Raw genomic sequence first — 17,760 nt, forward strand, 5'->3', positions numbered from 1 at the left:
GGCGGTGAGCCCGGCGGCGGCCGAGCCGACAACAGGTCCTGCGAATGTGGCGATTCCCCTGGTTCACGTGATCTCCCCAGTAGCAGTCGAAGGATGAGCGGATCACGCAGGTTGACGCATAGTCGACAGATCCCCGACCGCGCCCTCCCGGACGGGGGAGGTTCTACATGTTCTTCTCACCGCGCTCTACGCGAATTGTGTATGGATCAATATCGTCACTTGCGTCCGTAGCGATAAATCCGGCAGAATTCAAGATTGCCAGGATTGCTCGATTCATTTCTGCAGCAATTACCTGACGATGGCGGATCTCGCGCATCCGTAGGTGCATGTCCCCTCTTTTTATGCTCTCCATGAAATCTCCCCCGGGGGTGGGGCGGGCCTCCACGTGACGAAGACTCCACCCCCATCACCCATCTGGTCCACCATGACCTGTGCGCCGGGGATGGCATCTTTATTCGGGATTCGCGTCGCCGTGAGGCCGGCAAGCCTAAGCTCGCGGATTGCGACGTCGGCAATACTATTCCACTCAGTGATACTCTGTTCGTCAGCCTTGAGCTCTTCACACATGAGCTACGCCTTTCACTGCATGAGTTTCTCAGTAGCATGAGGGGGGGAGTACCTCCCTAACTCCACCCCTTCATGAGAAATCTATCCTTCCATAAATGGTCTGCTCATATCTTCCAGCGTAAGCCGCATCTCTATGTTCAGCTCTTTATGCGATCCGTAACCAACTGGCCAGTGAACGGGTGTTCTCGTCACGAGCTTACTCTCCAGTTCAGAGGCGCAAGCGGGCATGGTTGTCGCTCTGTGTATAGCTCCTCAATCTGTTTGGCTGAGAAGACTTTCTTTTCGAGTTTGTCGATGATTCCGATCTCAGAGTGAACGCCGGAATCTCGCTGACAGCGTATACGAAGTCACCGTGAACGGGGTCGTTCCAACCCGGAACCCTGGCTACGGCAACGTTTTTTTGGCGGTGTAGCCAGGTCTGGATCCTATCCGGACTTTGAGGGCCATGTGCGATATATCATTGCTGTTGTATGCGATCATGCCGATGCGTGAGTACTCTGGAACGGGGGTCCCTATGATCCCTCGAGCCGAGAAGCTCGACAACCTCGACTTTTTGCAGTCTTTAAAGAATCGCTTGACCAGCTTGCGAGCAATTCCTGCAATTGCCGACTCAGGCAGTCGGGCAGCTCGCAGGGTCTTGAAAGCAACGGCGAGGCCGACACCAACCTTGAGGGATGCATCCGCAGCCTTGACGGCATCGGCCAGCGCCTTGAGCGCTGATGTGGCAATGAATCATCCTGCGATCCACGCGCACCCAGTCCAACTTCCGCCCTTGACTCCGGGTGTGATCTTTTTGCGCAGTCGATGAAGTCACCCAGTAGAATATCGACTGGGTCAATACTCTCGTTGAACTCCTCCATCGAGATAGTATCGGTGACTTTTTTTAGGCTGCGGGTCAGTCTTTTGGTTATCGAGGAAGATCAAATCGTCCCCCTGCTGAGCTGCAGGCTTTAGCAAAAGCCCTGCTGGTGTACTGGGCTCCGTGGTCGGTGTGCATGATCGATCCGGCGAGACTGCCGCGGGTGCGGACGGCGGCGGCCAGGGCGTCGGTCACGAGGTCCGTGCGCATGTGGTCGGCGATCGCCCAGCCGGCCAGACGGCGCGAGGCGAGGTCGATGGCGGTGGCCAGGTAGCAGAACTTCCCGCTGTCGAGGGGCAGGTAGGTGATGTCACCGACGTACTTCGTGTTCGGCGTGATGGCGGTGAAGTCGCGGCGGATCAGGTCTGGGGCCTTGGCTGCGGCCGGATCGGGGACGGTGGTGCGGTGCCGGCGGCGCAACCTGACCCCTTCGATCCCGGACTCTCGCATGATGCGGGCGACCCGCTTGTGGTTGACCGCCTCACCGCTGGTCTCGCGGAGCTCGGCGGTGATCCGCGGGACTCCGTAGGCGCCGTCCGATTCCCGGTGCACCGCCCGTAGCCGGGCCGCCAGTCGGGCATCGGCCGCCTGCCGGGCGGCCCGGTCTGCGGCTGTCCGGCGCCAGTAGTAGAAGCTCGAGCGGCTGCCGCCGAGGACGCGGCAGAGCCGCTTCACGCCGTAGCGGCGCTGCAGGTCGGCGACGCACTGGAAGCGGTTCACCAGCGCGTCTTTCCGGCGAAATATTTGGCCGCCTTCCGCAGGATCTCGCGTTCCTCCTCCAGCTCGCGGATCTTCTTCCGCAGAGCCGCGTTCTCCGCCTCCAGCGGCTCCGGCGGCTGGGCCGTCTCCGCCGTCCGGCGTCCTCGCGGACGGCTTGCTCCGGCAGCCCTCACCCAGTTCCGCAGGGTCTCCGGATTGATGCCCAGATCGGCGGCGACCGACCTGATCGTCGCCTCCGGCCGCGACTCGTAGAGCGCGACCGCGTCCGCCTTGAACTCCGGCGGGTAGTTCTTCATGACCACGAGATGTCCGTTCTCAGATCCTCAGGATCCAGTGTCTCGTGTGTCCAGCATCAAGGGTCAAGGCCCGCCTCCTGCTGGAGCAAGTTCGGCCCGCCGCTGACCCAGGGCAAAAGCGCCACGACCCGTGAGAGATGGCAGCAGGTGCACGACCTCCTCGACCAGGGCGTCGGCCTGCTCGCGTGCGCCCGCCGGTTGGGCGTGTCGCTCAACACCGTCAAGCGCTGTGCCCGCCACAGCGAGCCGGACCGCATGGTCCGCGCCCCCGTATACCGGGCCTGTCTGGTCGACCCCTACCGCGATCATCTGCGCAGACGTCGCACCGAGGACCCGGCCGTCCCCGTCACTCACCTGCTGGCGGAGATCCGGGAACAGGGTTACACCGGCAGCGTCCAATCTCCTGGTCCGCTACATCAACCAAGGGCGCGTCGAGGCCGACCATGCCGCCCTGCCGCCCCGCAAGGTTACCGGCCTGCTCACCTGCCACCTCGCCCACCTCTCCGGTGGCCAGCGCGCTCTGCGTGACCAGCTCACCGGCGCCTGCCCGGAGATGACCGTGCTGGCAGACCAGATCCGCACCTCCGCCGAGCTACTGGTTCCTGACGAGGACAACGCCGGGAAGCTGACGGCCTGTATCAACTGCACTCGCGCTGCTGACCTGCCCTTTCTGCACTCCTTCGCCAACGGCCAGATCTTCGCTTGTATGAGCCGAGAGCCGCACCCGTAAGTGATTGACAGGGTTCAGACAGTGATGACACGGTGCTCCCGCGTCTCACAGAGGCGCTCCATCCAACAACTCCCCGCTGACCACGGGGAACAAAGGGGGAACACATGCCTGTCACCGTCCCGATCAAGGCAGCACTGATTGCTACTGCGGCCATGTCAGTCCTGCTCGTTCCAGCAGTCGGCCCGGCGTCCGCCGCGTCGCAGGGGCCTGCGGATGGGGCCGTCGCGGCGGTAGCCACCAGCTTTGACGCCAAGTGCAGAAGCCACAGCCGTACCTACGTCCTGAAGAAGTACTATCGAGGCCCCAAGGTGATCACGCTCCGCTGCGGCACGAGCACATGGGGCTGGAAGCACATCAAGGCTCGGCACGGCTGGAACAGCACGATGGACCGCAAGATAAACGCGGCCATATGGTCCGGCGACGCCAACGGCCGCGGCGGCTACTCCACGTACCTCAACCAGTGCCCGCGCGTGGAGAAGTTCCGCACCATCATCGGCACCCCGGCCGGGACCAACGACCTTCTGACCGCCTACAAGGTCAACCAGACGGTCGCCGCCAGCGCGCCTCGCTGCTAGAAACAGGTGAGGGGACGCGGGACGAGATAGGAAGGGTGTTTCGACCATGGCAGAACAAACACCAGCCGAAAAAGCACTGAGCAGTTCATACGTGACTGCTGACGGGGTGCGGTTCGATGTCGAACAGCTGTCGGTCGAGCAGCATGCGGACCGTAGCGCGACACTGGCCTACCAGCTCGGCGTGAAACGCCATGGCCACCCGGATGAACACTGGGTTCTCGCTCTGCCCTGGGACGACAAGTCCTGGGCCGATGTGCTCACCTCGCCCGCGCCCCCTCCCGACCGACTGCACCAGCTCGTGCATCTGGTCCATGCTCACCTCGAAGAGTGGTGGGATACGAAGGGGCACAACCGGAAGTCGGCAAAGCTGGGCCGCCAAGTCGCCTGACCGGAAACGCGACGGGTATGCCGAACTCGAGCCATGGTAAGCCGCTTGGCCGGGAGGCCACGCGGTGCCTGGCTGTCACACGCCATGGCGGGAAGTCATTGGGAACGTCGCCCTGTTCTGCCGGTACTGCAGGTTCTCCCCGCAGACTTACTACACCTGATACCGCCGCTATCAGCCCGAAGGCGTCGAGGGCCTGCGCACCCGCTTGAGGGCGTGGAAGACACCTTCCGCACACCCTTCGCGTTCTTGTGGACGTACTGCCTTCCCTGCACACGGAAAGAGAGATCGGCCCGGGCGGCGGGCTCTGGGAATATCTCCATGCCTTCTTTTCCGCCGTGATGAGGCTACCGTCCGGCGCGGAAACACGAGAGAACGGGCTGAATGCCCCTTACCCGCCCCTGTGGCGGCTTTCGCCACAGGCGGAGAACGCATGGAGAGGGCACCGTGCGGCAGACCTCGCCCGGCAACAGCCGGCGTACGAAACGAGCCCCTACCTCTGCATCGGGGCGGCGGTCGTCCACGCCGGCGCAGGCATGCGGAGAATGCTTCTCTTCCCCCTGAGCGGCGACGATGTGAAGAGCAACTCCTCGCGGCAAGAGCTTCCCTCCGCCGACAAACCGGTGCTCGGAGCCGGGGAGGACAAGCGCCGGCCGCTTCCGCGCACGTCCGCCGGTCCGGGCGCCGCGCCGACCCGCCCGGACGCCCCCGTCACGGCGGAGGGAACGGGAGACCACCGGCGCGGCAGGCAGCAGCCGTGACGGCAGGAACGTGCTGCCGCGGCAACGGCCGTCCGGACCGGCGTACGACGGCACCGGATCGTCCGCAGATGGTGGCCCTGTACCGGCATTGCCTGAGAAACTGGGCTATTGGTGACTGCCGATGGTGTATGCCGCGGAGGTGGTCTACGGGGGACGGAGGATCCAGGTGAGCAACTGGCACCAGCCCAAGGAAGCATGGCCCCGCCATTCCAAATCCTGGTGGCGCGAAACCCTGGAGTTCGCTCGCTCCTCTGGCTGGCATCTGAAGCCTTACGACGGCCATGCCTGGGGCCGGATCGTGTGCGACCCCGCCCTCGAGGAGCCGTGCGCCTTCCTCGTTCTCAGCACGGGCAACGGCGGCGAGGATGCAGCGCGCGATGCGCGCAAGAAGATCGAGCGGTGCCCCCACCTCGCGGCCGAGGCCGACGGACAGATAGTCGCCCGGGCTGTCGTCCTGCTCACGCAGGCGGACCGACTGATGGACGCCGCCGATGCCTGCCTGACGTCCGCGGACCGGCAGATGGAAGCTGCTGAGCTGCTGGAATGTGCGGATACCGCGGCGGCTGAGGCCGAAGAGCTCCTCGGCCGCGCCATCCACGCCCAGGAACAGTCCGACGCTCTGCTCATCACGGCCTATGAGGTGCTGCCGTCCGGGAGCGACCTGGGCTGCCCGCCCTCGGTCGGCGAGGTCGAGATGCTGGTGATTGAAGCCGGACACCGGTCCGACGAAGCAGGACACATGGTCGACGGCCTGCCCCGCCAGGAACCGGCCGCCGCTCTGCAGGACCGTATCGAGCAGGGCAAAGAGCGCAGAAGACTTCTTCTGCGGCGCATCCGGCAGCGCGGGAATGCGTCCGGATCCACTTGCGTTTAGCGTGTTGGATAAGTCCAACAACCGGGTATGGTGGAGTCAGGAGAAGGGGGTACTCCGTGACAACGTGCATTTCTCTCGTCATCCGAAACATCAACTTGGACGATGACGAGACCATCGAGCAGTTGGCACTCAGCCTCGGCGACCTGGGCTGGCAGGAGGCCGGCGGACTCACCACCGCAACCGTCTACTCCACCGGCTCCGATCCGGTGGCCGACGCCGTTGCAGCCGCCAACCACATCCGCCGTGTCCTGCCACACACGATCGTCGAACGCGTCGACGAACAGTTCGTCACACTCGCCGACATCGCAGCCCGCGCCGGCCTGACCCACGAAGCAGTCAGGCTCTGGGCAACCGGCAAACGCCGCACCGGCCGTGAGCCCTTTCCCGCAGCACGGACCCAGGTGGGCCAGGGCCGCTCCACATCCAAGATCTGGGCATGGCCAGAAGTCCTGATCTGGCTCAAGGAGCAGTACTGCCTCGACCTCGAGCCAGGCGTCACCTACCTCGACGCACGGCACGTTGCCCGCCTCAACGCCGCATTGCACGAGCCCAAGCAACAGCAGTGGCAGCGTACGAGCACCGCCGGGGTGACCCGTACGCTCGCCTCGCTCGAAGAAGTCCTGCAGGAGAACGCGCCCACCGCACGCCGGTTCGCCACCCGGGACACCTGCCCATGACCACCACGCCCGCACAACAAGAGGACCGGCTGCAAACGATCTCGTCACAAGAGGATCTGCGAGACCTGCACAGCCGGCTGCACCTGGACGACGTGCGTGTCCAGCGGCTGCGGGCCGAAGCGGTCCAGGACCCGCCCCTGGACGTGTCGACCATCGTCATCAGCGTCGGCCCCGGCGAAGTGCTCCTGGAACCGCCGCGCTTCGCCGTCCGCTTCACGCAAACGGTCATCCTGCGGGACGCAGAGGAACAGCCTCTGGCGGAGGTCGAGATTGTCGTGGTGGTCGATTTCACCATGGACGACGGCCCCTCTCCCACACGGGAGGCCATCGACCTCTATGCCGAGTACAACGCCTACTTCATCGCCCACCCCTACCTGCGCGAAACGCTGCAGAACGTCACCTTGAAACTGGGGATCGAGCCTGTGGTTCTCGGCGTCCTCAGCCGCGGAGAGGCCCGGCCCAGCGAAGTGACCATGGTCAAGCGGGTCACGTCCCACATCTGAGGCAATCCGGCACTCCAACGCTGCCGCCGGACCCCGTCCCGGCTCCACTCGGCGCCGGCATACCGGACTGCTTCCGGCCGGTCTGCGGCCGCCGTGGCGCGCTCCCGCCACCGCCTCACGCCCGCACAGGCCGGCCGCAGCCGTCCGGCGGCAGCCGGTGCTCCTGCAGTACTAGGCGCTGTTTCTCGGATCATGTGCGGAGCCAGATGATGAGTGCTGCGAGGGTGACGGTGCCGAGGTAGATGTAAGCCCGCTTCTCGTAGCGGGTGGCGACGGCGCGGAAGCCTTTCAGGCGGTTGATGGCACGCTCGACGGTGTTGCGTTTCTTGTAGTGATCGCTGTCGAAGCCGGTGGGTCGGCCGCCGCGGGAGCCGCGGTTGAGCCGGTGTCTGCGCTGGTCACGTCGCTCGGGGATGGTATGGGCGATCCCGCGTCGTCGCAGGTAGCGGCGGTTGTTGCGGGACGTGTAGGCCTTGTCGGCCAGGACGTGGTCGGGCCGGGAGCAGGGTCGTCCGACGCCGATGCGGGGCACCGCTATCTGCCGCAGCACGGGCTCGAGTTGGGGGCCGTCACCGTAGTGGCCCGGAGTCAGCAGGAGCGCGAGGGGCCGACAGGGTCCGTCGGCGGCGAGATGGATTTTGGTGGTCAGTCCGCCGCGGGAGCGTCCCAGGCACTCGCCGAGGCAACCACCTCCTCCAGCCGGACGGCCAGTCTCCGCAAAACCGGATCGGCCTGTTTCGTCCCCGTGCGGGCCCCCTTTTGAGGGGGCGCGGGCGGCGGCACTTTGCGGGCGCCAGCGGCGTGCTGGTGAGCCCGCACCGCGGTGGAGTCCACCGACACGTCCCAGTCGACCCGACCTGCCGCATCCTCGGCTGCCTGGATCTTCGACAGCAGCATCTTCCAGGTGCCGTCCGCTGACCAGCGGCGATGGCGCTTGTAGACGGTCTCCCAGGGCCCAAAGCGCTCGGGCAGGTCGCGCCACTGCACGCCCGTCCGCACCCGGTACAGCACCCCGTTGATCACCCGCCGGTGGTCACTCCACCGTCCTCCACGCGTCCCGCCCCGCGGCAGAAACGACTCCAGCCGATCCCACTCCGCATTCGTTAAATCCCCACGACCCATGACTCCAGCCTGACCACAACATCCCTGTCATGTCAGGAGATCCGAGAAACAGCGCCTAGGCCCAATGCCGTTGTTTTAGCTGCTCGGCGTAGGCTTCTGTGTACTGCTCCCGGGGGTGGTGCCGGTGTCTGCGAGTGTGTCTGACTTATCGGGTCTGGGGCTGTTGACCTTGGTGTATCCGCCGGGTCTGGTGGATCGGGTGTTGGCGGCCTGCGGGCGGGTGGAGCAACGCAGACGCCTGCTGCCGGCCCGGCTGGTGGTGTACTTCGTCCTGGGCCTGGCGCTGTTCTCGCCCGCTCCCTATCTGGACGTCATGCGGCACCTGGTCGAGGGCCTGCGGGGCCCGGGGCTGCTGGGTGACTGGCGGATTCCGGCGAAGTCCTCGCTGTTGAGGGCCCGTCAGCGGCTGGGGAGCGAGCCGCTGCGGGTGCTGTTCACCGCGACGGCGAAACCGCTGGGCACCAAGGACACGCCCGGAGTGTTCTGGCGGGGCCTGCGGCTGCTGGCGGTGGACGGCACCTGCTGGGACGTCGCCGACACGGTGGCCAACGAGGCCGCCTTCGGCCGCCCGGGCCACGCCCGCGGTGCGGACAAGAGCTCCTTCCCGCAGGTGTGGATGGCCTGCCTGGTGGAGACCGGCACGCACCTGGTAGTGGACGCGGAGCTGGCCGGCTGCCGCACCGGGGAGGTCACCCTGGTCCGCCGCCTGCCCCGCTCCTGCGGACCCGGCCAGCTTGTCCTGGCCGACCGCGAGTTCCTCGGCGTGCCGTTGTGGCGGGCCTTCACCGCCAGCGGCGCCGACCTGTTGTGGCGGGTGCCCGCCAATCGCGTCCTGCCCGCCGACCGGGTGCTGCGGGACGGCTCCTGGATCTCCCGCATCCACGCCAGCACCGACCCCGCAAAGCAAGACCCGGTCACCGTGAGAGTCCTGGCCTACCAACTCGACCACGCCGGCCCGGCGGCGGACGACTACCGGCTGGTGACCAGCCTGCTCGATGCCCGCCGCTTCCCGGCCCGGCAACTGGCCGCGCTCTACCAGGAGCGCTGGGAGGTCGAGTCGGTCCTCGGCGAACTCAAGACCCGCCAGCGCGGCGCCCACACCGTGCTCAGCAGCAAGACCCCGGACGGGGTGCTGCAGCAGATCTGGGCCCACCTGCTGGTCCACCGGGCCCTGCGCGAGCTGATGTTTCGAACCGCCACCTCCGGCGGCTCGGATCCAGACCGGCTCTCCTTCACCGAGACCCTGCGCTCGGCCCGGCGCAGCGTGACCGTCACGCCGGGCCGTTTTTCCCCCTGACCTCCTGGCCCAGGCACTGGTCCTGCTCGAACACGACCTGCTGGAGCGGCTCCTGCCGACCAGACGCCTGCGCAGCCAGCCCCGCGTCGTCAAACGCAAGATATCCAACTACCGGCTCAAACGGGCCGAACACCGCACCTGTCCCCAGCCCACCCGCGCCGCCGTCCGGGCCGTCCGCATCCAACGACCCCCACCCACGAGGACGTAAGGCAACGCATTGGGCCTAGTCGGCCTCCCCCAGGCAGCGCAAGGCCTGGCGGAAGTCGTCGAGGGCGGACCCGAACTCACAGACGGCGGTGTGGAAGGTCGATCGGTCGATCAGGATCCTGGCCAGTGTCCGCGGCCCCTCGGCCGGGTCGTGCTGAGACAGCCGACGAGCCAGGCTCACTGTGTCGTCGAACAGGGAGCGCACGCGTTCCGCGAACAGATGGGTGCGGTGTTCCCAGTAAACGGCGGAGCGGACGGTGAGGAGCCGATGCAGCCGGACCAGTTCGGTCAGATGCTGAGCCGGATCCTCGTGACTCGCGCAGCAAGCGTGTCCACCTCTTCACGGAGGGCATGAAGGCTGTCGAAGTAGCGCCGCTGGGCATCGGGCGACCACTGCAAGGGCTCCGCCCCTGAAGGCGGCCGCGGTCTATCGGAGGAAGCCCGATCGCTTTCGGCGCCGGAGAAGGTCAGCAGCACCGCCCAGAACGACGCCGCATAACCACTTCCAAGACTTCCGCTCACCGGTATCCGCCAGCTCCGTCAGCAGCGCGAGTGCCTCTTGCCGTACGAGGACCGCCTGCTCGCCCTGGCCATGGGTGTCGAGCATCTGCGCGTACCCGATGAGTGAGTAGAGGTGGCAGGCCCGTCGGGCCGCGGTCCGTTCGCGGCTTCGGCCGCTTCCATGCTGACGAGTGTCTCGAATGCGGCGAGGGCTTCGCCGGACCGGCCGGCGTCATGCAGAGCGCCGATCCACTCCAGCAGTGACCAGGCGAGAGCCCCACTGCGGGACCCGTCGGGCAGGACCGCCGCGACCAGCTCGGTCATGGCATCGGCAGCCTCGGCGTACCGGCCTTCCTCGGAAAGTCCGGCAGCCCACTCGCGCAGCCCTCTGACCATCGGTCCTTTGGACAGTTTCGGCCTGCGCTCGGCCGATGGCGAGCATCTCGGCGCGCATGGCGAGCCCTTCGGCGCGCCGGCCCAGGCTGTACAGCTCCCTTTGACACATGTCGAGAGCCCCGTACAGAACGTCCGCGCGGGCGGGTTCGGCCGGATCGATCGACCGCGCCACGGTCACCGCCTCCTCACGCAGTGCGAGACAGGCAGGATGCTTCTTTCCGGAGCCAGTGTCGTAACTCAGATGTTGCAGTGCCCGGGCCAGGAGCGGCAAGTACGAGGCGGGGCTGACCTGAGCGAGCACCCGGTAGGCGTCGACCTCCTCGCGCGGCGTGCGGCGGCCCGACGCGAGCAGTACATTCCGCGCCCGCACGATGTCGTCCTGAGCGGACTTTCCCCAAGTGACTCATGACGGAGATTCTGGCGTCCCGGAGAGGGCCGAACAAGGCTCACCACCTGTGCCGTTACTCCTACGAAAACGCCCCCCGGCCTGTCATGATGGACGTGACATCACTTTCCCGGGGCCCACTGGCAGCCGCGGCTGTTGAGGCTCGTCGGCCAGACCATGACCACGCCGCCCCGCTGCCTGAACGAGCAGCGGAGAACACCCGGTTCCGCCCTGCCGTGCGGGGGGAGCGCCCATACAGTGAGGCCATGGACATGAGCTGGATCGGCCGCGTAGAAGCTCGCCGCCTTGCACGAACCGTGACGTCGTCGCGCTGAGTGCGCAGGCATCCTGGGTAAATACAGAGCGCTGGATCCAGGGTTCTCATACGATCGCGATCGGGATGGGGCTCGTAGCGCAGCGGTTGTCGCGCCTTCACCGCATGTGGGAGGACGCCGGTTCGAATCCGGCCGGCCCCACGGCTACACCATGCGGCAGGACCTCGGTCAGGCCGGACCGGCACAGCGGTCCTACACCCGCGACTCCGACGGAACGCTCCTGATCTCCGACTCCGCGACCGAGACGATCCACGGCCAGTGGCTCAATCACTCGGGCGGAGCGGGCCAGGGCGAGACGCAGGACTACACCTACGACGGGATCGGGCGGCGGCTCACCCACGTGGCCGACACAGCGGAGGGCACCTGCACCCGGCGTGGCTACGGCTTCGACAACAGGACCAACCGCACCTCGCTCACCACGACCGTGGGCACACCGGGCTCCGACTGCCCGACCACGGGCGGCACGACCAGGACGTCGGCCTACGACTCGGCGGACCGCATCGTCGACAGCGGCTACGTCTACGACACGTTCGGCCGCACCACGGCACTGCCGGGAGGCACCGCCGTCACCTACTACGCCAACGACCTCGTGCGCCGGCAGACGGCGGGCAACAGCCGCCAGACGTGGACGCTCGACCCGGCCAACCGATTCCGCGGCTGGACGACCGAGTCGAGTACGCCGCAGGGAACCCGGTCACCAATGTCGACCTCGACGGACGCAAGGTCTACCGCTACAGCAAGCGTACGGTCTACCGCTCCTGGGGCAAGGTGGTCCTCAAGAAGTGGACGAACAAGCACAACCTGCGCCGCACCGACAGCACCACCTACAAGCTCAACAGACTGTGGACGGGAAGGGTCGCGGACTACGGCTTCGTTCCGGCGGGAATCGCGGGCATCGTAGCGATGATCTTCCCGCACCCCGCGGTCATCGCCGTGTGCGCCATCATCGCGGGAGCCTCCATCGCCATCCAGACGACGTTCGGCTGGACCCACTTCCTGTACTTCTACGGCTACGCCTATCCCTGGAGGGGAAGTTGCTAGGAGAAAAGATCTCGCTCGCGGTAGCCGGTGCGGTAGCTGCGTTGCTGGCCGTGGGCGGCATACTCGCAGTCCTCTTCTGGGGAGCACGTGAAGGAGCGGGCATCCTGCTCGTCGCGCTGATCTGGGTAGCCGTGGTCTGGCGTGCGCGCCAACGCGTCAAGACGGCCAGAACCGCCAACTGACCGGCCGACACAACGCCGGTAGCGTGCCGGCCGCCCGGCATCACCGTACTTGAGAGTGCCGTCCGCATCACCTGTAGCCGCGAGGGCTTCCTTCGTGGCTACAGTGCTGCGCGGACGCCACCCGGCACGGCAGTGAGCTTCGCGGCAGACAAGGCGTTCACCGCAGGCTGCACTTACCTGACTGGTGGAGCGGGAGCCGTGCCGTGCGCCGTCGGAGGCATGGCGGTCGGTGAGGCAACGGACGCCGCCTATGAAGACGCCACCACTTGACACACCCACCCAACAGTGAGGGAGTCCCCATGTACCCGACCGCCGATTCAACCGTGCTGGCCTACAAAGGGCTCAGTGGTGTACCCCTGTGGCTCCTGGTCGGCATCGCCGTAATTGCTCTCGTCGCGTTCGCGGTACGAAGTCGCCGAGGAAGGTAACCCCGGGAACTTCAAGGTGGACCGTCGCACCTGGGACGGTCCACCTCGTTGCCCTGTGACGGTCGCCCCGATCCGCGGACGCACCAGCGGTACCGCCATGCCCGGGACTGACACGAAAATGACCCGCAGATGCGTTGCTGATCAGCCTGAGGCGATGGGGGCGGGCACCCACTCGTCGCCCAGCACGGGGACACGGGGAGGGGGCAGAAGAAGCCTTCGGCCCGCTCCCCATGTCCCACGTCCGGTCAGAGCCAGGAGTCCCAGATGCCGTACGCCGTCGATCGGGTCTCGGCCTCGACGCCCAAGGCGTCGAACCGTACGACGCGGTAGTAGTACAGGCCGAGCCGGTCCTCGTGCACCGTGGTGTCCGTGTAGTACGCGGCGTCACCCATCGTGCCCTCCGCCAGAGCCACGTATGCGGATGTGACGGAGTCCCAACGCTCCACGCGGTAACTCGCGAACCGGGAACAGTCCCCGAGTCCGGAGCTCTCGGAGCAGCCGACGTACAGCTGCGGGTACTGGCCCTCACCGACCTCGGACTCCGTCCAGCCCGGCGGGCGGGTGTCAGGCAGGGTGACCGAGACGTCGGCGGGGTGGAGGACGTCGAGTGCCCGGTCGTCGTGCATGAGCCGGCCGTCCGTGGCTGCCACCTTGTAGACGTGGGTGGCACCGTCGGCAACCGTGGGGCAGAGGATCTCGGTCCTGGCCAGGGAGCTGCCGGACCAGCAGTTCTCCTTCCAGACCGTCTCACCACTGTCCGCGTCGGTGACGCCCTGCCATACGTGGTAGCCGGTGACGTCCGCATCGGCGGGTGGCGTCCAGGTCAGCCGGACGCCGAGCGGGACACGCTCCGCGGTCAGGTCCTGAACCGGGGCGGGACGCTGCGTGTCCGGGGTGGTCTCGGTGACGGGCGGGCCGACCTGCGACACATGTCCGTACCGGTCGGTCGTCACGACTCGGTACTCGTACGTCGTCTCCGACTTGCCCTGGACGTCCCAGCAACTGCCGTTGACCTGCTTGCGGGCGGACAAAGGAGCGTCGTCGTCCGCCCAGGTCCAGTACGCGTCCGGGGCATCCAGCGGCTGGTCCACCGAGGTGAACGGCTTGCACCGGTCAACGATGTCGGTCTCGCCGGTCGCGGTGTCGGTTCGAATGATCTTGTACGTGGGAAGGGGCTGCTCGTCGACGGTCCACGGGTCGACGCTGCTCCACTCGACCATCACGCCCTCGTCGAACCTGTCGGCAGTGGTCTTGAACGCGGGGATCGCCTCCGGCCGGTCTGCCATCTCCAGAGTGACCTCCACCGGCGCGGCAGGGTTGCCCTTGGCGTCCAGTGAGCGCACCGCGTACCGGTATGTGTCGGCGACGGCGGCCGACTGGGTCGGCACCACGTCGGTGCGGGTGGTGGTGGCCTCCTCGGGAAGAGCGTCGGTGTAGCCGCCGGTCGCCGGGTCGTACTGGAGGACCTGATAAGAGGCGGCCCCGGTGACGGGTGACCACACCAGGTGCGGAACGCCCGACCTGTATTCGGCGCGGAGCCCTGTGACCGGGGCTGGCGGGGTCAGGTCGGGAGTGGTGAACGTCGTGGCGGCCGAGTACGCCGACCAGTTCCCGGCGGCGTCCCGGGCCCGCCCCCGGTAGGTGACCTTGCTGCCGTCGGCCCGGTAACCGGTGTCGCAGATCGCACCCTTGGTGCCGGAGTAGACGGTGCTCCAGAGCTTCGTGGCGGCGTCGAGCCGCTGCATCTCGTACCGGACGATGTCGGCGGCGTTCTGCGCGGTGGTGACCAGCTGCGGTGCCGCGTAGGGCTGGTCGGCCGGACAGGCGTCCTGTTCGACGAAGGGCGCGGCGGGCGGCGTCCTGTCGACGGTGGTGACGAGCTTGTCAGGGCTGCCGCCGGAGACATTGCCCGCCTTGTCGACGGCACGCACCTCGTAGTAGTAGGTCGCCCCGGTCTTGGGCAGCGCGCTGTCGGTGTACGACGTCGCGGTGGTCGTTGCGAGCTGCTTGCCGTACGGCGCGCCCTTAAGCCGGCGGTAGACCCGGTAATTCGCCAGGTCCATCTCCTTGCTCCTGGTCCAGGTGAGCTTGGCGGCGCCGGTGACGGAGTTGTACGAGACGGCCGTGCCCGTCGGGATGAGGGGCTTGACCTTGTCGTAGGCGGCGGAGGTACGTGGCGCATAGGCGAACCTGACATTCGCGGAACCCGTCCAGTTGACGAAGTCGAAGCGGATCGTGTGCTTGCCTGCGGGGATCGTCACGTTGACCGTCTTCTTGACGGTGGCGGAGACGTTCTTCCATACGTCGATCTTGCGGACACCGTCGACATAGACGCGCATTCCGTCCAGGGCGGATGCCGTGAACGTGAAGGGGCCACCGGAGCCGAAGTCGCGCGTCACCGACCAGCGCACCCCGAAGTTGTTGGACGGCACGCCGGAGACGGGTGCTCCGCTGCCCCAGTTCTGGTCGATCGTGGAATCGCAGTCCGTCTTTTCGGCGTGCCCGAGAACGTCGTGTTCGCGAAGAACTGCCGTGTGAAGACAGGGGAAGTGCAGTTCACCGCCGCAGAAGCAGGTACCGCGGTGGCGTAGAGCACTCCGCCTGCCGTGGCCAGAGCCAAGGCGGTGGCGGTCGTGCGTCTGGCTGGGTTCATCAAGTCAGTCAGTCCTGTTCGGCGGCCGAGGTGATTCAGACATCGCCGAACAAGACAAACAAGAGGGCCGGTTGGTTGTACGAGCAGCCGCAACAGCTCAGCCGCTGGGGCACACGGTTTTCGCGGCGATTCCCGTGCCCCACCCGTGCCCGGCGGAGAGTGGCGGTTATGTGCGGTGACCTGAGAGGGCGTTACTGACTTCGGCTCGTTAGGGTGCAGTTGCGGGAAGTGCCTGATGTGTCCGGTGTGTTGGCTGTATTCCGTGGTGTGTGAGGTATGCGGAGGGGGGCGGGTTGACCGCCGTGGGGCGTGGACGCCGGGAGACCGTGCGGGTGCAGGCCGCCAGGTTGTTGGCGCAAGGCAACACGCCGATGGAGGTCGCGCGGCAGCTCCGGGTGAGCCGGAAGTCGGCTTAGACGTCGTTTCTTATGGCGTGATCGTTCGTTGATCCGTGCATGACTGATCTCGCTGAGCGCCTGGTGCCGGACGAGTTGTGGGCATTGTTCCGGAGGGTGGTGCCACCGACTGAGGTGATACGCCCGCAGGGCGGTGGCCGACGCCGGGCCGGTGACCGTGAGGCCCTGGCGGCGATCATCTTTGTGGCGACGTCGGGCTGCACCTGGCGGCAGTTGCCGCCGGTGTTCGGCCCGGCCTGGCCCACGGTCTACCGCCGGTTCGCCCAGTGGAGCCGGGACCGGGTCTGGGCGAGGCTCTACCGCGTGATCCTTGACGAGCTCGGTGCGCGGGGTGAGCTGGACTGGTCGCGGTGCGCGATCGACTCGGTCAGTCTGCGGGCGGCAAAAGGGGCCTTTGACGGGACCGAATCCGACCGACCGCGGCAAACTCGGATCGAAGATCCACCTGATCTGCGACCGGAACGGACTGCCGCTGTCCCTGGGTATCTCCGGCGCGAACATGCACGAGCCAGGGTCTGGAGCCGCTCGTGCGCGGCATCCCGCCCATCCGGTCCCGCCGTGGTCCCCGGCGCCGAAGGCCGGCGAAGCTGCACGCCGATAAGGGCTACGACTACGACCCCCTGCGCCGATGGCTCCGCGAACGCGGCATCCGCCACCGCATCGCCCGCAGGGGCGTCGAGTCCTCGCAGAGGCTGGGCCGGCATCGGTGGGTGGTCGAGCGAACCGTGTCCTGGCTGGCCGGCTGTCGAAAACTCCACCGCCGCTACGAACGCAAGGCCGAACACTTCCTCGCGTTCGTCGGCATAGCCGCAGTCCTCATCGGCTACCGCCGGTTGATCAGGTGAGCCGGTCGGTCGGGAGCAACAGTCGGCCAGCACCGGTGATGTCAGTAGCAGCTCGTAGGGTGCGCTGGGATTCGACGAGGAGGTTCGATGGGCTTTTCCGGTCATCTGGTCTTTTTGCGCGCAGCGAGCGCCCACTGCTGAAGGCACCCATGTTCAACAGCACCGGTCCAGAGCTGAGGGACGACGTGCACGAGTGGCAGCCGCGACCGGGCGGTTGGCAGACCCTGCAGTTGGAACAAGGCATCTGGGAGGACGAGTACCTGTCCACTTTGGTCGAATGGACCGGAGCGCCGGCCTGCGTCGCCGATGTCTCCGACAGCAGCGTCGCCCTCGTGACCGGCCTGGACGCCGACGGGCACCGCTGGCAGGCGTGGCTCAACCTGGACAACGCCGCCGCTCTCCTCGTCGAGGAACCGGAGGACGTGGACGACGTGAGTCTGTGGTTGGCCACCCCGGAGTTCGAAGAAGCCATCGGACACAAGCGTGCAGAACTCGATGCGGAGGTGCCGACCGACGCCGAAGGCGCTCTCGTGTGGGCTTCAGCGGCTGGTGCCCAGGCCGCGGCGCAGCGGTCTCGGATCGAGGAACTGCTACGCACACAGGAGACCTTCGTGGAGGAGCTGTTCGACGCGCTGCTGGACGAGCTGGGCTTCCCTGAAGCCGTCCACCCCGCACCTCAGCCATAAGAAACGACGTCTTGGTCCCTCTTAAGGGCTGTCCCGTGAATGATCTCTGACGCCTCGGCGTGGTGGGCCGCCGTGCGGCGCGCTGGCCTATCCGGCGAGGGCGAGGTTGTGCAGGCGGGCGATGCCGAGTATGGCGTGGTGGACGCCGTCTCCTTTGAGGCGGCAGTCGCGGAGGATCTTCCAGGTCTTCATGCGGGCGAAGACGTGCTCGACGCGTGCCCGGACCTGCTTGTGGGACTTGTTGTGTTCCCCCTTCCAGGCTGGAAGTTCGGTCTTGCCGCGTTCTCTGCGGTGAGGGATGACGAGCCCGGTGCCGGGA

The 17,760-nt window shown here is 66.6% G+C and carries 15 protein-coding genes, 1 tRNA gene and 2 pseudogenes; 13 read left to right on the top strand and 5 right to left on the bottom strand.

Annotation, left to right across the window (positions count from 1 at the left end; all coding sequences use genetic code 11):
* Positions 1-755: 755 nt before the first annotated feature.
* Both C1N81_RS02375 and C1N81_RS02380 read right to left on the bottom strand, forming a co-directional pair.
* On the bottom strand, positions 756-908 hold the full coding sequence (locus C1N81_RS02375) for a nucleic acid/nucleotide deaminase domain-containing protein (RefSeq protein ID WP_394426242.1): 153 nt from the start codon (positions 906-908) through the stop codon (positions 756-758).
* A gap of 590 nt (positions 909-1,498) precedes the next feature.
* Positions 1,499-2,448, bottom strand: a pseudogene (locus tag C1N81_RS02380) (IS3 family transposase); the annotation flags it as partial.
* A gap of 223 nt (positions 2,449-2,671) precedes the next feature.
* Here C1N81_RS02380 and C1N81_RS02385 point away from each other — a divergent pair.
* The 7 genes from C1N81_RS02385 (at position 2,672) to C1N81_RS02415 (ending at position 6,947) form a co-directional block, all read left to right on the top strand.
* Positions 2,672-3,172, top strand: coding sequence for a hypothetical protein (locus C1N81_RS02385; RefSeq protein WP_394426187.1), 501 nt, complete (start codon positions 2,672-2,674; stop codon positions 3,170-3,172).
* A gap of 104 nt (positions 3,173-3,276) precedes the next feature.
* Positions 3,277-3,747 carry a hypothetical protein gene (locus C1N81_RS02390; RefSeq protein WP_394426188.1) on the top strand — a complete coding sequence of 157 codons (471 nt, stop codon included), beginning with the start codon at positions 3,277-3,279 and terminating at the stop codon, positions 3,745-3,747.
* Between the two features lie 46 nt (positions 3,748-3,793).
* Complete coding sequence (locus tag C1N81_RS02395; RefSeq protein WP_394426190.1) at positions 3,794-4,135, top strand: hypothetical protein; 342 nt, start codon at positions 3,794-3,796, stop codon at positions 4,133-4,135.
* 542 nt (positions 4,136-4,677) lie between these two features.
* Positions 4,678-4,893 (top strand): hypothetical protein, encoded by a 216-nt coding sequence (locus C1N81_RS02400; protein WP_394426192.1) that lies wholly within the window; start codon positions 4,678-4,680, stop codon positions 4,891-4,893.
* A gap of 166 nt (positions 4,894-5,059) precedes the next feature.
* Positions 5,060-5,767: a hypothetical protein gene (locus tag C1N81_RS02405; protein WP_394426193.1), complete on the top strand. Its 708-nt coding sequence runs from the start codon at positions 5,060-5,062 to the stop codon at positions 5,765-5,767.
* Between the two features lie 95 nt (positions 5,768-5,862).
* The gene (locus C1N81_RS02410; RefSeq protein WP_394426195.1) at positions 5,863-6,444 is read left to right on the top strand and encodes a hypothetical protein; all 582 of its coding nucleotides are present in this window, start codon (positions 5,863-5,865) and stop codon (positions 6,442-6,444) included.
* Positions 6,441-6,947 (top strand): hypothetical protein, encoded by a 507-nt coding sequence (locus C1N81_RS02415; protein ID WP_394426197.1) that lies wholly within the window; start codon positions 6,441-6,443, stop codon positions 6,945-6,947. The genes C1N81_RS02410 and C1N81_RS02415 overlap by 4 nt, the downstream gene beginning before the upstream one ends.
* A gap of 190 nt (positions 6,948-7,137) precedes the next feature.
* Here C1N81_RS02415 and C1N81_RS02420 read toward each other — a convergent pair.
* Positions 7,138-8,069 (bottom strand): IS5 family transposase gene (locus C1N81_RS02420; protein ID WP_394426200.1). Its coding sequence is split into 2 segments (ribosomal slippage): positions 7,138-7,719 and positions 7,722-8,069, totalling 930 coding nucleotides; the frame shifts between segments, so codons are not numbered across the junction.
* 136 nt (positions 8,070-8,205) lie between these two features.
* Between C1N81_RS02420 and C1N81_RS02425 the strand changes: the two genes are divergently transcribed.
* The 3 genes from C1N81_RS02425 (at position 8,206) to C1N81_RS02435 (ending at position 12,231) form a co-directional block, all read left to right on the top strand.
* Entirely contained in the window at positions 8,206-9,366 is a 1,161-nt protein-coding gene (locus C1N81_RS02425; protein WP_394426203.1) for an IS4 family transposase, read from the top strand.
* A 1,891-nt stretch (positions 9,367-11,257) separates the two neighbouring features.
* Positions 11,258-11,331: transfer RNA gene (locus C1N81_RS02430), tRNA-Ala, on the top strand.
* A 483-nt stretch (positions 11,332-11,814) separates the two neighbouring features.
* Positions 11,815-12,231, top strand: a complete 417-nt coding sequence (locus tag C1N81_RS02435) for a hypothetical protein (RefSeq protein WP_394426205.1) — start codon at positions 11,815-11,817, stop codon at positions 12,229-12,231.
* Between the two features lie 855 nt (positions 12,232-13,086).
* On the opposite strand, the gene C1N81_RS02440 is transcribed toward C1N81_RS02435, so the two are convergent.
* On the bottom strand, positions 13,087-15,396 hold the full coding sequence (locus C1N81_RS02440) for a PA14 domain-containing protein (protein WP_394426243.1): 2,310 nt from the start codon (positions 15,394-15,396) through the stop codon (positions 13,087-13,089).
* A gap of 424 nt (positions 15,397-15,820) precedes the next feature.
* Between C1N81_RS02440 and C1N81_RS02445 the strand changes: the two genes are divergently transcribed.
* From C1N81_RS02445 to C1N81_RS02455, 3 genes and pseudogenes are all read left to right on the top strand, one after another.
* Complete coding sequence (locus tag C1N81_RS02445) at positions 15,821-15,910, top strand: helix-turn-helix domain-containing protein (RefSeq protein ID WP_394426245.1); 90 nt, start codon at positions 15,821-15,823, stop codon at positions 15,908-15,910.
* A 39-nt stretch (positions 15,911-15,949) separates the two neighbouring features.
* Positions 15,950-16,755: pseudogene (locus C1N81_RS02450) on the top strand (IS5 family transposase).
* A 149-nt stretch (positions 16,756-16,904) separates the two neighbouring features.
* Complete coding sequence (locus tag C1N81_RS02455; protein WP_394426207.1) at positions 16,905-17,441, top strand: hypothetical protein; 537 nt, start codon at positions 16,905-16,907, stop codon at positions 17,439-17,441.
* Between the two features lie 87 nt (positions 17,442-17,528).
* Here C1N81_RS02455 and C1N81_RS02460 read toward each other — a convergent pair.
* Positions 17,529-17,760: transposase family protein (locus tag C1N81_RS02460; protein ID WP_394426209.1), on the bottom strand; the 232-nt coding region annotated here is incomplete at its 5' end.

The organism is Streptomyces sp. SGAir0957, from assembly GCF_043523415.1.

What these genes read in the sequence shown, in the direction of transcription:
- C1N81_RS02390 (WP_394426188.1), top strand. Translation starts at nt 3,277, where the DNA reads ATGCCTGTCACCGTCCCGATCAAGGCAGCACTGATTGCTACTGCGGCC.
- C1N81_RS02395 (WP_394426190.1), top strand. Translation starts at nt 3,794, where the DNA reads ATGGCAGAACAAACACCAGCCGAAAAAGCACTGAGCAGTTCATACGTG.
- C1N81_RS02400 (WP_394426192.1), top strand. Translation starts at nt 4,678, where the DNA reads ATGCTTCTCTTCCCCCTGAGCGGCGACGATGTGAAGAGCAACTCCTCG.
- C1N81_RS02415 (WP_394426197.1), top strand. Translation starts at nt 6,441, where the DNA reads ATGACCACCACGCCCGCACAACAAGAGGACCGGCTGCAAACGATCTCG.
- C1N81_RS02455 (WP_394426207.1), top strand. Translation starts at nt 16,905, where the DNA reads ATGTTCAACAGCACCGGTCCAGAGCTGAGGGACGACGTGCACGAGTGG.